The sequence below is a fragment of the Corynebacterium sp. NML180780 genome, from assembly GCF_007786415.1.
Classification (GTDB): Bacteria; Actinomycetota; Actinomycetes; order Mycobacteriales; family Mycobacteriaceae; genus Corynebacterium; species Corynebacterium gottingense.
In genome coordinates, this window is record NZ_VNKN01000008.1 from 61,157 (window position 1) to 75,097 (window position 13,941).

A 13,941-nucleotide genomic window follows, 5' to 3' on the forward strand; every position below is an offset into this window, starting at 1 on the left:
CGAAAAGTTACGCCAGCGACGCGACGGTGCGGATGAGCTGCTCGATGTCGGTCTCAGTGTTGAAGGGCGCGAGTCCGACGGTGACGGCACCGCCCATCTCGGCGACGCCCATGTCGCTGATAAGCTGGCTCGGCCGCGCCAAGGTGGAGACGATACCGTGGGCGAAGAGACGCTGGTGCACCATTGTCGACGGCACGCCCCGCACCCCAAACATCAGCCGGGGAATGCGCTCAATCGCCGCATCCTCCGCCGCCTCGCCCGAGACGCCGACGATGTGGACCGCGGGCAGCGTCCCCAGGAACGTGTCCAGGTCATCGCGCAGCCGTTTGAAGTAGGTGGCGGTCTCCCCCATCGAGTGCGTGAGCCGGTTGCGGCGGGTCGGGCGGCCCTGCGCGCCCTCCACGAGGGAGGCGTAGTGCTCCACCACCGCGGGCACGCCGCCGGCGAGCCCCGTGGACACCCGCATGTCCAGCGCGGACGCGTCGAGGCGGCCGAACATGGCCTCGTCGCGGAAGACCAGGGCGCCCAGCTGCGGCCCGCCGAGCTCGGCGAGGTCGATCGCCAGGATGTCCGCACCCCACGCGTCGAAGGTGATCGGTTTGTAGGGGGCGTACGCGGAGACGTCGACAAGCACCCAAGCCCTCGAGCGCTCCCGCACCCGCTCGACGACGTCGCCGACGCCGATGATGGTGCCCAGCTCCGCGTGCGCCGCGGGGACGGAGACGAGGCGGGTCGCGCCGTCCACCAGGTCGCCGAACTGCCAGGCGGGCAGGTCGCCCGTGGCAAGGTCTGCCTGCGCGTACTTCGTGGGGGCGTCAATGCGGGCCAGGGCTCCGGTGAGCTCGGGGCGGTCCACCCCGTTGAGCACCAGGGAGGAATCGCGGCGGAACAGCGGCTTCAGCGCCACCGCCAGCGACGCGTAGAGCGCGGGCAGGCTCGGGCCGAGCACCACGCGCCCGGGGGCAGCGCCGACCAGGTCCGCCACCGCGGAACGCGCCTGCTGCACGTACGACTCGCCCTCCGGGCGGCCCAGCTGCTCGCGCGAGTGGGTGCCCGCCCCCGGCTCCGGCAGGGCCACTGACGCGGAGAGGCGGAACGAGCGCGACACCGCCGCGGAAACACGCTCCGGGATTTGGGGCGCGTCGTGGGCGTTGAGGTACGTCCATCCGTCGCCAAGCGAGGTGTACAGACCACGAATACTGGCGACATCGAACGCCATGCCACACCCCTTACTTCGCTCCAGTGGTTGAGATCGGAACCAATTATGCCCGTTCCACCCCTACCGCGCACACTGCCTGCTCCGGGGCAAAATCCTGCAAAGCGCGCTCTTAACGCTAGGGTGAGTAAGGTGCAGGACTTTGAACAACTCCGCGCGGACGTCACGCGCATGACCAGCGACGCAGACCACGAAACCCCGCCGTCCAAGTCCAAGACGATGGGGATGTCCTTCCGCGACCTCGTGCGCGGCTGGAGCCAATACGAGCTCTGGCTGCAGCTCGGGTGGCAGGACATCAAGCAGCGGTACCGACGCTCCACGCTCGGCCCGCTATGGATCACCATCGCCACCGGCGTCATGGCGCTCGCCCTCGGCCTGCTGTACTCCATGCTGTTTCAAATCGACGTGCGCGAGTTCCTCCCGCACGTCACCGTCGGTTTCATCGTCTGGGGGTTCATCTCCGGCTGCATTAAGGACGGCGCCAACGTCTTCATTGAGAACGAGGGCCTGATCAAGCAGCTGCCCTCCGCCCTGTCGGTGCACGTGTACCGCCTGGTGTGGCGCCAGTTGCTCTTCTTCGCGCACAACATTGTCATCTGGGTGCTACTGGTCATCATCTTCCGCATCCCGCTGACCTGGCAGACACTGCTGGCCATCCCCGCGCTGCTCCTGCTCGTGCTCAACGGCGTGTGGGTGACCATGCTCTTCGGCATCATCGCCACCCGCTTCCGCGATGTCGCCCCGCTGCTCGAGGCGCTCGTGCAGCTGCTCTTCTACGTCACCCCGATCGTGTGGACCACGCAGACGCTCAAGGAGCAGGGCGGCGAGGTGGCCCAGCGCGCGCTGCTCGCGGAGATCAACCCGCTCTACCACTACCTGGAGATCGTCCGCGCCCCCATGATCAACCAGCCTGTCGACGCCTACCACTGGGGCATCGTGGCCATCTGCACCGTCGTCGGCCTGCTCATCACCCTGCTGGCCATGCGCCAGATGCGCTTCCGCGTGCCGTACTGGGTCTAACTCGGGTTTAAGTAAGGAGTCTCCCCATGGTTTCTATCGACACCTACAACGCCTGCGTCGACTTCCCCATCTTCGACGCCAAGTCCCGCTCGCTGAAGAAGGCCGTCATGTCCTCGGCCGGCGGCAAGATTGGCAAGAACGCCTCCAACACCGTCGTGGTCGAGGCGCTCAAAGACATCAACCTGCACCTGCGCGAGGGCGACCGCGTCGGCCTGGTGGGCCATAACGGCGCCGGCAAGTCCACGCTGTTGCGCCTCCTGTCCGGCATCTACGAGCCCACCCGCGGCGTCGCCGACGTGCGCGGCCGCGTCGCCCCCGTCTTCGACCTCGGCGTGGGCATGGACCCGGAGATCTCCGGCTACGAAAACATCATCATCCGCGGCCTCTTCCTCGGCCAGACTCGCAAACAGATGAAGGCGAAGATGGACGAGATCGCGGAGTTCTCCGAGCTCGGCGACTACCTCAACATGCCGCTGCGCACCTACTCCACCGGCATGCGCGTCCGCCTGGCCCTCGGCGTGGTCACCTCGATTGAGCCGGAGATTTTGCTTCTCGACGAGGGCATCGGCGCCGTCGACGCCGCCTTCATGGCCAAAGCACGCGTCCGGTTGGCCGAGATGGTGAAACGCTCCGGCATCCTCGTGTTCGCCTCGCACTCCAACGACTTCCTCGCCCAGCTGTGCAACACCGCCCTGTGGGTGGACAAGGGCGAGATCCGCCAGGCGGGCCTGGTCTCCGACGTGGTGACCGCATACGAGGGCCCGGAGACCGGCGAGTACGTCGCCGAGCTGGTGGAACGATTCCACGGGGAAGAAGCCTAGACGCTGCCCTCTGCGTCGTTGCCATAGTGTGCGTCGATCATCCACGTTCCACGCTGTCGGAATGCCGGGATGGTGCCCCTCGCCGCCTTATTGGCGGCGACAGACCCAGAAACACCGTTAACCTTTGCCCACTCCGATAGGCAAATCACCTTCGGCGCGGTGATGAGCGTAATACGTTTGTTCAGTGACTCAATGAGTTGCCGCGCGATGAGCGTGCTCAGCGCTGAATAATCACCACTTACTGGATAGCCGCGGAACACTGGGTAGTAGTGGCGCTCTTTTCCTTTGTTCGGAATGATGATGGGCGGCGCCCCTAACTCCAAGAGTTGTTGATTGATAATGACGCGCCCTACGCGTCCATTGCCGTCTGAGAATGGGTGGATGGTTTCAAATTCTGCGTGGAACCGCGCGACGCGATCGATGAAATAGTTCTCATCCTCGTAGTACTCAGTGATGATGGTCTCTACCAGCCGGTCTACGTACTCAGGATTAGCACCCATATGTGCCCCTACTCGTACCCATTCTCCCCGCCGACGGAACCGGCCAGCCCGGTCATCGTTGATACCGCGAAGCAACATGCCATGCAGTCGCAGAATGAGGTTTGCATCGAGCTTACCGACGCTTCGAATTAGCTCCTCAGTCACCTCAGCCAGGTTCTTAGCCTCAAAGACTTCCCGCACATCGTGCGCTCTAGCAGTGAACCCCGCCAGGATGTTCTCGGTGTCTTCCAAAGTCAAAGTGGAATTCTCAATGGCGTTCGAGTTATACACCGCCTCCGCCACCTCTGCGCGCGCAATCTCCGCGATGGCCTCGGGGTTGTCCTCCCGCAACGCTGCATACGTATCAAGAAGAGCGTCGATTTTTGAGGTGGTCCGCGCGTTCAGCATGCCAATATTCTACAAGTTTCCGTGAAAAGTCATGGAATACAAACTGTTTTCACGGAACCTTTGCGATCAACCGGCGCTGACTCACTCTCACCGCCGGAGCTATTTTTAAAATTCATACATAAATGCGGCTGCATTCCCAGCGCACAGCACCACAATATGGGGTAAAAATTCCAATCTCCTCCCAATTTCCGCCGAAGTTTCTTAATCTAATTAGGAACCTGAAACACAGGTCTAAACACTTCTCCGAAGGAGCTCTCTCATGAAGCGTTTCGCCGCCGGCGTTGTTGCCGCTGCTACCGCACTGTCCCTGTCCACCGGTGTTGCCTCTGCTGCACAGCCGGGCGAAGCTACTGTTGACGGCTTCATGAAGGAGTTCGTCTCCGCACCGCACTACGGTTCCGTTAAGACCGGCTACAAGATTTCCGGCGAGAGCGAAAATTCTTCCAAGGCTTCCGGCAACTTCTACCAGTCTTCCTACGAAAACGACGTGAGGCAGGATTACAAGATCGGCACCACCGCTGACATCCTCTGGGGCTTTGGCATCGCAGCCGCAGTCCTCGGCGTTGCGTACACCGCAGTTCAGAACGGCCTCGTCCCGGGCGTTTCCCTTCCGTTCTAATCTGAGTGTCTAAAGCTTGTTGCTTTAAACTCTTCTGGCTCCAGTCCTTTACGGGCTGGAGCTTTTGCGTTATTGAGCAAGCCTTAACCCTTAGGCCCGTTCGGGCTTGCAGGCAAGCGCGTGACGCTCGCGACAATATTCACATTTTGCCTCCGCCCCCTGTGAAGTGCGGGAGATTCACTTTCACTACTTTTACTCATCTCGCAAGGGGCTTTCCATAAAGCGGTTCCCCGCTGCAGCTGTGACACCCACCACCGCGCTGTCCCTGTCCGTTGCACCTGCCACTGCTGCCGAGAAGGGGCCTTCAGAGGTCTCCGAAGCTGAGGTGTTCGGCTACATCGTGAAGCAAGGGGCCAAGGATGTTTTCGGCGGCGACGGCTTCGCGTCCTCCGTGGACTACGGCATTAAGAAGGGCATCGAGAGCGCTAGCAGCAAAGATGAGGAGGGCAGCAGCAGCAGCGACTCCGGCAAGGAAGGACAGAAAAAGGAGAAGAGCTCCGTTGAGGATTTTCAGAGGGACCTTGAGACTGCTGATTCCGGCAAGGACTTCGCTATGCCCTCGTTGAAGAATGACACTGCCAAAGAATACCTGGTGGGGACCACCGCTGAGATCCTCGCTGGTACCTCCATCGCTGCAGTTGTGCTCGGCCTCATTGCCGCTGTGGTCAACGGCGTGAACTCCGGTTTCCTCAAGATTCCAGGATTCAACGCCTAAACCTTCGCCACCTCCATGTCACACGCCTCAGTTCGGTGGTTGAGTGGCAGAATGGAAGGCATGACTGCCACCCTGTCTCCGGCCGGAGAAACGGCCGCTGTGATCGTCACCCACCAGCGCGTGGAACTTTTGCGCGCTTCCCTGGAACAGGTGGTGAACCAGACCCACCCGGTGCAGTGGGTGATTGTGGTGGACAACGGCGCGGAGGACCAGGTCAGGGACCTGCTCGAAGAGCTTGCGGGCGACCGCGCTGTCTACCTGCCCAGCCGCACCAACCTGGGCGGCGCGGGCGGGTTCGCCTACGGCTTCCTGCACGCGCTTGCCCTCGGCGCGGACGCGATCTGGTGCGCGGACGATGACGGCCGCCCCGCCGACGAGCACGTGCTGGGCGAGCTCTACCGCGTGGCAGAGGCGCACGCTCTGCACGAGGTCAGCCCGATCGTGGCCAACATCAACGACCCCGAAGCCCTCGCATTCCCGCTGCGCCAGGGCACCGTCTGGCACCGGCGAGTCGACGAGCTGACCGGCGATTTCCTACCCCAATACGCCTCGCTGTTCAATGGCGCCCTGATCAGCGCGCGAGCGATGGAACGCATCGGCGTGCCCGACTACCGCCTGTTCATCCGCGGCGACGAGGTGGAGTACCACCGTCGCCTGGCGCAGTCGGGCCTGAAGTACGGCACGGCGCTGACCACCAGCTACCTGCACCCGGACGGGTCGAGCGAGTTCCACCCCATCATGGGCGGTCGCGCGCACGCGCAGTGGCCGGATAACCCCACGAAGCGCTACTTCACGTACCGCAACCGCGGCTACATCATTAACCAGCGCGGGATGAAGAAGATGCAGCTGCAGGAAGTGGTGCGCTTCGGCTGGTTCTTCCTGCTCGAGCGCAAGAGCCCCCGCGAGTTCTTCCAGTGGCTGAAGCTGCTGCGCCGCGGCGCCCGCGAGGACTTCCGCCGACCCTAAATCGGGTCCTGCTGCGCGATGATCTTCGTCTCCTCCCGGAAGATCACGCGGCGCTGCAGCACAAAGTTAGTCACGGTGGCCACGCCCTGAGCGATGACGAAGGAGACGCCGTCCTTCCACGGGTTGACCAGACCCATCGAGATGAGCGGGCCCTCGGTCCAGCGGTAGAGCAGGATCTGCACCACGAACGTCACGGCGTAGAGGATGAACACCGCGCCGGCCTTCTTCGCATTCACCTCGGCCTGGAACGCAAACTTGGAGTTGAGCAGGTACGCAATGAGCGTGCCAAAGATCCAGCCGACGGCCTTAGCCAGGTCGCGCTGGGTGCCGACGAGCTCGAGCGGGTAGGTAATGCCGAAGTCAATGACCGCGCAGCCGATTCCGATGATCAGAAACGGGACCAACTGTTTGAAAAATGTGGAAGACACGGCGGACAAGTCTACCCGTGTAGCAGCTCGCGAAGAATTTCCAGGCGATCCACGGCGGAGAGATCGCCCACGAACGCCTCGCCGGCCCGGCTTAACGTGAACACTTCGTCGGCGTCCGTGTCCTCCCAGCCGAGTGCGCGCATGAGCCCGAGCGCCAGCTTGCGAGTCGTCGGCTCATCGGCAAAGCACGCCATCACCAGCACGTGGACCCAGAAGGCGTCGCTCGTCTTGCCCGCCGATTCCGGGAGCAGGGCTGCAAGCCTCGCGCGCTCCTGCGCCGGCAAGGAGGGCTCCCCGTCGGCGATCACCTGGAGGAGCGGCACAAAGTCGAAGGACTCGGCGCGGTGGATCACCTCGCGTACCTCGGGGCGCAGCTGGCTCGCCGCCAGCTGCTGGCGCACGGCGTCCAGGTCCAGGTCGGCACCGCCGAACGCGCCTTCGCCCGCCACGCAGACGGGCCCGTCGCTGGTGCCGGGGTAGATGTCGGCGAGCTGCATGGTGAACTGCCACAGACCCCAGGTAAAGGTGGCGGTGTCGCCGGGGGACGAGAGGACGTCGATAAGCATGCCCTGCTCTGGCGTGCCGACCTTTTCCTCGATGCCAAAGAGCGCGGCGATGATTTCCCGGCACTCGTCGATCGTGGTGGTGGAGTCCAGGCCGACCCAGCGGTAGACCTCTTCATCCGAGGCGAGTGCCACGCGCACCATGAACGTGGCGCCGGGGGAAAGTTGAATCACCGGCGCCAGGTGTTCGGAGTACAGCGTGCTGCCCATGGCGCCCACAATAGAGGTTTTTGGCACCCGCTAGGGTGAATGGCATGAGGAAGCATTACAAGGGCGACGACCCCGACGCGATCCATGAGGCGGCACAGCGTGTCGACGTGCCCCTGTCCGACTTCATGGTCCGCGTCTTCGCGGAAGAACTACCTTTTGTGGATTCCGCGGGCCGCGGGCGCATCTACGAGCTCCTCCGAGAGCACAAAGCATCAGGTAAACCGACTATCACGTCGCAGGAGGAACTGCCACAGGAGATCCGCGAGATCATGGACCTTTAAGACACGAGAAATAGATCACACCTTTCAATGAGGGAAGTTCGGCCTGTTGTGAGTAGGCTCGAAGAACGCAAGCTTTTCCACCTTTAGTTGTATGAAGAGAAGCGGAGACATGGAACTTCACACCGAACTGAAATCCCTCTACGGCTGGGGCCGCACCGCGCCGTCCACGGCGCACGTGCTGTCCACCCCGGACGTGGACACCATCGCCAAGGCCGTCCAGGTGGCAGCCGAGAGCGGCCGCGGCGTCATCGCCCGCGGTATGGGCCGCTCCTACGGCGATCCCGCACAGAACGGCGGCGGCCTGGTCGTCGACATGAACGCCCTGAACCAGATCCACTCCATCGACCCGGACACCGGCATCGTCGACGTGGACGCAGGCGTGAACCTGGACCAGCTGATGAAGGCGGCCCTGCCCTACGGCCTGTGGGTCCCCGTCCTACCCGGCACCCGCCAGGTCACCATCGGCGGCGCGATCGGCCCGGACATCCACGGTAAGAACCACCACTCCGCCGGCTCCTTCGGCGACCACGTCGTCTCCATGGAGCTGCTCGTGGCCGACGGCCGCGTGCTGCACCTCGAGCCGGAGGGCGAGACTAGCGAACTGTTCTGGGCCACCGTCGGCGGCATGGGCTTGACCGGCATCATCCTGCGCGCCCGCATCAAGATGACGAAGACGGAGACCGCCTACTTCATCTCCGACACGGTGCGCACCAGCACCCTCGACGAGACGATCGAGGAGCACTCCCACGGCCAGGAGGAGGGCTACACCTACTCCTCCGCATGGTTCGACGCGATCTCGGCTCCGCCGAAGACCGGCCGTTCTACCATCTCCCGCGGCTCGCTGGCCACCCTGGACCAGCTCAAAGAGTTCGCGCCGAAGCTGGCCAAGGACCCGCTGAAGTTCAAGGCACCGCAGCTGATGACGGTGCCGGACATCTTCCCGTCCTGGACCATGAACAAGCTGACCCTTTCCGCGATCGGCGAGGCCTACTACATGATGGGCGCGCCGTCGAAGAACGACATCAAGAACCTCACGCAGTTCTACCAACCGCTCGACCTCATCGGCGAGTGGAACCGCGGCTACGGATCGAAGGGCTTCCTGCAGTACCAGTTCGTGGTGCCCACGAACGCGGTCGAGCCGTTCAAGGACATCATCTACCAGATCCAGTCCTCCGGCCACTACACCGCGCTGAACGTGTTCAAGCTGTTCGGCGAGGGCAACCGCGCGCCGCTGTCCTACCCGATGAAGGGCTGGAACGTGTGCGTCGACTTCCCGATCCGCGACGGCCTGAACAATTTCCTGGACCGCCTGGACGACCAGGTCATGGAGTTCGGCGGCCGCCTCTACCTAGCCAAGGAGTCCCGCACCAGCGCGGAGAAGTTCCACAAGATGTACCCGGAGCTTCCCGGCTGGCTGAAGACCCGCCACGACATCGACCCGACCGGCGTCTTCGCCTCCGACATGTCCCGCCGCCTCGAGCTGCACTAGAAAGGAATCCCCAATGCTGAATGCAGTAGGCCAAGCCCAGAACATTTTGCTGCTCGGTGGCACCTCGGAGATCGGTCTCGCGATCGTCTCCGAGCTCGCCTCCCGCGGCGGCAACCCCACCGTCACCCTCGCCGCGCGCAAGGGCTCTTCGCGTATCGACGCCGCGGTGCAGGAAGTCTCCGCCGCCGGCGCCTCCAAGGTGCGCCTCATCGACTTCGACGCCACCGACTTCGACGCCCACCCCGGCGTGATCGACGCCGCCTTCGAGGACGGCGACGTTGACGTGGCGGTCGTCGCGTTCGGCACGCTCGGCGACCAGGAACAGCTCTGGCAAGACCAGGCCGCCGCCGTCGCCTCCGCGCAGACGAACTACACCGCCCCGATCTCGGTCGGCGTACTTTTGGGCCAAAAGTTCAAAGCCCAAGGTCACGGCCACATCATCGCCATGAGCTCGGTAGCTGGCCAGAAGGTGCGCCGCTCCAACTTTGTCTACGGCGCATCCAAGGCCGGCATGGACGGCTTCTACACCCAGCTCGGTGAGGCACTGCGCGACAGCGGTGTGAAGGTCACCGTGGTCCGCCCGGGCCAGGTCCGCACCAAGATGACCGAGGGCCTCGACGAGGCGCCGCTGACCGTGAACAAGGAGGACGTTGCTGAGGCCGCCGTCGAGGCTGCGCTTGGCGGCAAGTCCAACGTGTTCGTGCACAAGCTGTTCGGCCCGATCTCCATGGTGCTCAAGGCCATCCCGGCCCCGATCATGCGCAAGCTGAACTTCTAACTTTTCGGCGAAAAGTCCTGCCCCGGTTTCGGAGCAGGACTTTTGCTATTTCTCGGGCAGGCCAGCGGCGTGGAGTGCCCCGGCGATAAGCGCCGGCTGGAAGAACAGGCGCGCCAGGCGCTTGCCGTCGGTGTCCAGCCCGAACCCGTCGTGACGCTCGGCGTACTGGCCGATGTTGCCCGGATAGATAGCGGCGTAGAAGGCAGCGAGCGCGACGCCCACCTCGCGGCGCCGCTTCTTCCACGCGAGCAGCCCGGCGCCAAGCGCGATCTCCGCCACGCCGGAGCCGAGGACCACGACGTCCTTGTCCATGGGGAACCAGTTGGGCACCTGTGCCTGAAACTCTTCGCGATTGAAGGTGAGGTGGGAGATTCCCGCGAACGTCATCGCGGACCCGAGGGCGATTGCGGTCAAATCTTGGCTTTGCTTACTCATACGTGCCGATACTAGTCCGTTGCCCTGCCGGTTTCCGCGAGCACCTTTGCGCGGAGCCGGCCAGTGGCAACCACGGCACCAAGGCAGCCGACCAGGGCAAGCGCGATGAGCGCGCCGAAAAACAGTACGGTTGCGATCCCGCCAGGCGTCGCCTCGACCATGACCAGGCCGACGAGCACGCCTTGGCCAAATCCCAGCAGCGCGGCGACCACCATCGGCACCCCAATTTCGCGCACCGCAACTTTTGTGTGAAAAGTTGGTGCTGCGCCGATAAAGTGGAGCGACTTGGTCAGCTGCTTCTGCTCCACCACTGCGAGCGTCTGCGTCAGCAGGGTGAACAGCACCAGCAAGATCGCGCCGAAGAGCACCGTGATGGCGATGCCCTTGGGCAGATCTTGCACGATGAGCGCCTCCTCGGGGGCCACCTCACTTTCCGCGATGCCTTGGAACGCCCCGGCCACCCCGGCAGTGAACGCGACGAAGAACAGCGCGCTGCACCTGCGCCACGTGTTCTTCGCGCCGCGGCCCACTCGGCGCGTCGCTACGTAGTTGTACGCTCCTGGGATTCGGTAGCTTAGACGCGCCACAATCTGGATCACTCCGACGGCGATCAGCGTATTCACCACCAAGAACCCGATGAAGACGACGAGCGCCATCAGGACGTCCGCGAAATCGGCCTCCGGCGCAATCGGGTGCCGAGCAAGCCAGATGTACAGCCCGATTGCTGCGGCGACAGCGCACACCGTGGTGATTACCTTCTGCCCGGGGTGCGGCACGCGCTTGGTCACGCCGAGCGGCGTCACCGCCACCTGCTGCAGCGCGCGCCACACGGAACCCGCGGCGAGCAGCGCGATGGCCGTCCACGCGATCGGCACGACCCACCAGGTGAACATTTCCCAGGTGCCGATCTGTGCTCCTTGAAAGGAAAGCGCTGACCAGGCTGGCACGCTCGCTACGTAGGCCGCCGTGCCGATGCTCAACCCGACGAAGGCCCTGCGTAGCGTCTCCAGGATCATCATGCCTCGCACCTCACCTGCGGTCGCGCCGATAAGCCTTAACACCGCTAGCTGTTGCTCGCGCCCGCTCAGGTCTGCCCGCGCCGCCTGCGTGAGCAGGGTGAGCAGGGTGGGGACGAGCAGCGCGCACGCGAAGAGTGCGAGCCCGATGTAGAGCAGCGGTATGTCGATTTCGCCGCCGATGTCCGGGTATTGCCTGTCGCGCTCCACGAACATCCACGTGCCGCCGGCGAGGGTGCACAGCATCCACGTCGCGACCGCCAGCGCAACTACGGAAAGTGTCCGCACCCAACGCTCGCCGGAATGCTTCTGCGCCAGCGCGTCCTTCGACTGCACGTTGGTCGCTTTGAGAAGCGTGGTCGCGCTCACGCCGCCACCTCCGAGTGAATGAGACCATCGCGGATCTCGATGCGCCGGTTACACCAGGCCGCGATCTTCGGGTCGTGCGTGACCAGGACGAGCGTGACGCCGAATTTCTGCGCCACCGCCACGATCTCCTGCATCACCTCATGCCCGGTGGCCTGGTCCAGCGCCGCGGTCGGCTCGTCGGCGAAGACTACCTTCGGCGGGCCAGCGAGCGCCCTCGCGATCGCGACCCTTTGCGCCTGCCCGCCAGAGAGCTGACCTGGGAATCTGTTCGTGAAGTTTCCCAAGCCCAGCCGCGTGAGCATATCGTCCGCCTGCGCGTGGGCCTCTTTTCTGGAGGTGCCTCGCATGATCTGGGGTAGCGCCACGTTCTCGGTGGCGGTGAGTTCCGGCAGCAGCTGACCATCCTGAAAGATGAAGCCGAAGTGGTTGAGGCGAAGTTTGGACCGCGCGGCGTCGTCAAGCGCTGCGATGTTGGTGCCATCGAAGACCACCTCGCCGGAGTCCGGGGTGAGCACGCCGGACATGCAGTGCAAGAGCGTCGACTTGCCGGAGCCCGACGGCCCCATCACGGCGAGCGATTCGCCGGCTTGGACCTGAAGGCTCACGCCCTCGAGGACGCGCTGCCTGGTGAATGATTTTGTGATGTCTGTGAGAGTGAGCATGCTTCCATTCAACTTTTGGCCGAAAAGTTTCACCATGGTGCTCGCGCCCAAAAATCGGGTAGTGCTAGCACTACCTCGCTACTGTATGCAGGTATGAGGTGGAGGAAACGAGCGAGCAACGAGGGCACGGCCGCCAGACGAGTTCACCAGCTCACGGCGTCTCGGCGCAGGATCGCCGAGGCCTACGAGGTGGAGCGGCTGCGCATCGAGCGCGACCTGCACGACGGCGCGCAGCAGCATTTCGTCGCCGCCGCGATGAAGGTGGGTGAGGCCAAGCTCGACACTGACGAGAGCACCCGGGCGCTTCTCGACGACGCCGCGGCCGACCTCAAGCGCGGCCTGGAAACCCTGCGACGCACCGTCCGCGGTATCCACCCCAGCGAGCTCACCGACCGGGGCCTGGTGGCCGCTGTGGAGACTGCAGCTTCCCAGTACGGCCCCCACGTGCGGGTCCGCGCGCCGCACCCGCTGCCGGACATTGACGCATCTGTGCTCGCCGCCGCCTACTTCTTCGCCACCGAGGCGCTCACCAACGCGGCGAAATATGCGAAAGATGCGCCCGTCCACATCCTTATCACCTGCGACGACACGCTCAACGTCGTGGTCACGGACCAGGGCGACGGCGGCGCGAACTTCCTTCCCGGCGGCGGCCTCGATGGGATGCGCGAGCGCGTTGCCGCGTTCGGCGGAAACGTCGAGTTGAACTCGCCGGCCGGCGGCCCGACCACCGTCGCGGCGCGCATCCCACTTTTACTTTTCCGTGGCGAAAGCGGGGTGGCGCTGTGAAGATTGTGGTTGCAGACGATTCCGCGCTGCTCCGCGAGGGCGTCGCCGGCCTGCTCACCCGGCGCGGCCACGACATCATCGGCCAGGCCTCAAGCGCGACGGAGCTCACCTCGCTTATCGACGCCACACCCCTCCCCGACCTCCTCATCACCGATGTCCGCATGCCACCGAACATGCGCGACGACGGACTCACCACCGCCCTGGAGCTCCGCGAGCGCCACCCGGGCCTAAACGTGCTGGTCCTGTCCCAATACGTGGCAGCACCCTACGCCCGCGAACTTTTCGGCCAAAAGTTCGGCGGCGGCACGGGCTACCTGCTCAAGGACCGGGTCGCCGAGGTGGCGGACTTCATCACCACCTGCGAAACCGTCGCCGGCGGCGGCGTGGTCATCGACCCGGAGGTGGCCAGCTCCCTCATGCACGCCAGCGCCCCGTGGCTGCGCGCGCTGACCCCGCGCGAGCTCGAGGTCCTCGAGCTCATGGCGGAAGGGCTGTCCAACGCCGAAATTTCGGCCAAACTTTTCCTCTCGTCGGCGGCGGTGGCGAAGCACGTCTCCAGCATCTTTTCCAAGCTGGGTCTCACCCCGGACGAGGACAATCGACGGGTGCGCGCCATCTTGATGTTCCTGTCTGAGCGAGGTGTCGAGTAGCACCCGCCAGGTTTGTGCGAAACTAGAGGG

17 protein-coding genes are annotated in these 13,941 nt (G+C 64.0%); 10 read left to right on the forward strand and 7 right to left on the reverse strand.

The genetic code is table 11. The annotated features are described in order from the left end of the window. Positions 1–7: 7 nt before the first annotated feature. A complete protein-coding gene (locus tag FPP74_RS06855; protein ID WP_144717640.1) occupies positions 8–1,219 on the reverse strand; it encodes an aminotransferase class V-fold PLP-dependent enzyme in 1,212 nt (403 codons plus the stop codon). Between the two features lie 168 nt (positions 1,220–1,387). Between FPP74_RS06855 and FPP74_RS06860 the strand changes: the two genes are divergently transcribed. Beyond that, positions 1,388–2,236, forward strand: coding sequence for an ABC transporter permease (locus tag FPP74_RS06860; protein WP_205691161.1), 849 nt, complete (start codon positions 1,388–1,390; stop codon positions 2,234–2,236). Between the two features lie 26 nt (positions 2,237–2,262). After that, a complete protein-coding gene (locus tag FPP74_RS06865; protein ID WP_095535886.1) occupies positions 2,263–3,057 on the forward strand; it encodes an ABC transporter ATP-binding protein in 795 nt (264 codons plus the stop codon). Here FPP74_RS06865 and FPP74_RS06870 read toward each other — a convergent pair. Further along, entirely contained in the window at positions 3,054–3,944 is an 891-nt protein-coding gene (locus tag FPP74_RS06870) for a Fic family protein (protein ID WP_144717642.1), read from the reverse strand. The two genes, FPP74_RS06865 and FPP74_RS06870, sit on opposite strands and share 4 nt — an antisense overlap. Before the next feature lie 259 nt (positions 3,945–4,203). Here FPP74_RS06870 and FPP74_RS06875 point away from each other — a divergent pair, with 259 nt between their 5' ends. The 3 genes from FPP74_RS06875 to FPP74_RS06885 all read left to right on the forward strand — a co-directional run bounded on the left by FPP74_RS06875 (position 4,204) and on the right by FPP74_RS06885 (position 6,244). After that, the gene (locus tag FPP74_RS06875; protein ID WP_186439404.1) at positions 4,204–4,563 is read left to right on the forward strand and encodes a hypothetical protein; all 360 of its coding nucleotides are present in this window, start codon (positions 4,204–4,206) and stop codon (positions 4,561–4,563) included. Between the two features lie 241 nt (positions 4,564–4,804). Then, positions 4,805–5,278 (forward strand): hypothetical protein, encoded by a 474-nt coding sequence (locus FPP74_RS06880; RefSeq protein ID WP_240510562.1) that lies wholly within the window; start codon positions 4,805–4,807, stop codon positions 5,276–5,278. A gap of 51 nt (positions 5,279–5,329) precedes the next feature. Next, on the forward strand, positions 5,330–6,244 hold the full coding sequence (locus tag FPP74_RS06885; protein WP_369825037.1) for a glycosyltransferase: 915 nt from the start codon (positions 5,330–5,332) through the stop codon (positions 6,242–6,244). Here the strand turns inward: FPP74_RS06885 and FPP74_RS06890 are convergent. Beyond that, positions 6,241–6,672, reverse strand: coding sequence for a GtrA family protein (locus tag FPP74_RS06890; RefSeq protein ID WP_233127026.1), 432 nt, complete (start codon positions 6,670–6,672; stop codon positions 6,241–6,243). The genes FPP74_RS06885 and FPP74_RS06890 overlap by 4 nt on opposite strands. An 11-nt stretch (positions 6,673–6,683) precedes the next feature. Further along, positions 6,684–7,445: a hypothetical protein gene (locus FPP74_RS06895; RefSeq protein WP_144717644.1), complete on the reverse strand. Its 762-nt coding sequence runs from the start codon at positions 7,443–7,445 to the stop codon at positions 6,684–6,686. Positions 7,446–7,489: 44 nt separating this feature from the next. On the opposite strand from FPP74_RS06895, the gene FPP74_RS06900 reads away from it, so the two are divergent. From FPP74_RS06900 to FPP74_RS06910, 3 genes are all read left to right on the forward strand, one after another. Further along, a complete protein-coding gene (locus FPP74_RS06900; protein WP_144717646.1) occupies positions 7,490–7,726 on the forward strand; it encodes a hypothetical protein in 237 nt (78 codons plus the stop codon). A gap of 109 nt (positions 7,727–7,835) precedes the next feature. Then, positions 7,836–9,215 carry an FAD-binding oxidoreductase gene (locus FPP74_RS06905; protein ID WP_144717648.1) on the forward strand — a complete coding sequence of 460 codons (1,380 nt, stop codon included), beginning with the start codon at positions 7,836–7,838 and terminating at the stop codon, positions 9,213–9,215. A 13-nt stretch (positions 9,216–9,228) separates the two neighbouring features. After that, positions 9,229–9,993, forward strand: coding sequence for a decaprenylphospho-beta-D-erythro-pentofuranosid-2-ulose 2-reductase (locus FPP74_RS06910; RefSeq protein WP_095275263.1), 765 nt, complete (start codon positions 9,229–9,231; stop codon positions 9,991–9,993). Positions 9,994–10,038: 45 nt separating this feature from the next. Here FPP74_RS06910 and FPP74_RS06915 read toward each other — a convergent pair whose 3' ends face one another. The 3 genes from FPP74_RS06915 to FPP74_RS06925 are packed head-to-tail and all read right to left on the reverse strand — an operon-like array spanning position 10,039 to position 12,475. Next, a complete protein-coding gene (locus FPP74_RS06915; RefSeq protein ID WP_144717650.1) occupies positions 10,039–10,428 on the reverse strand; it encodes a hypothetical protein in 390 nt (129 codons plus the stop codon). Positions 10,429–10,439: 11 nt separating this feature from the next. After that, positions 10,440–11,813 (reverse strand): FtsX-like permease family protein, encoded by a 1,374-nt coding sequence (locus tag FPP74_RS06920; RefSeq protein WP_144717652.1) that lies wholly within the window; start codon positions 11,811–11,813, stop codon positions 10,440–10,442. Continuing rightward, complete coding sequence (locus tag FPP74_RS06925; RefSeq protein ID WP_255456090.1) at positions 11,810–12,475, reverse strand: ABC transporter ATP-binding protein; 666 nt, start codon at positions 12,473–12,475, stop codon at positions 11,810–11,812. Before FPP74_RS06925 ends, FPP74_RS06920 begins: the two co-directional genes overlap by 4 nt. 93 nt (positions 12,476–12,568) lie before the next feature. Here FPP74_RS06925 and FPP74_RS06930 point away from each other — a divergent pair, with 93 nt between their 5' ends. After that, a complete protein-coding gene (locus FPP74_RS06930; protein WP_144717656.1) occupies positions 12,569–13,261 on the forward strand; it encodes a sensor histidine kinase in 693 nt (230 codons plus the stop codon). Further along, on the forward strand, positions 13,258–13,911 hold the full coding sequence (locus tag FPP74_RS06935; protein WP_144717658.1) for a response regulator transcription factor: 654 nt from the start codon (positions 13,258–13,260) through the stop codon (positions 13,909–13,911). The genes FPP74_RS06930 and FPP74_RS06935 overlap by 4 nt, the downstream gene beginning before the upstream one ends. The last annotated feature ends 30 nt before the right edge of the window (positions 13,912–13,941 follow it).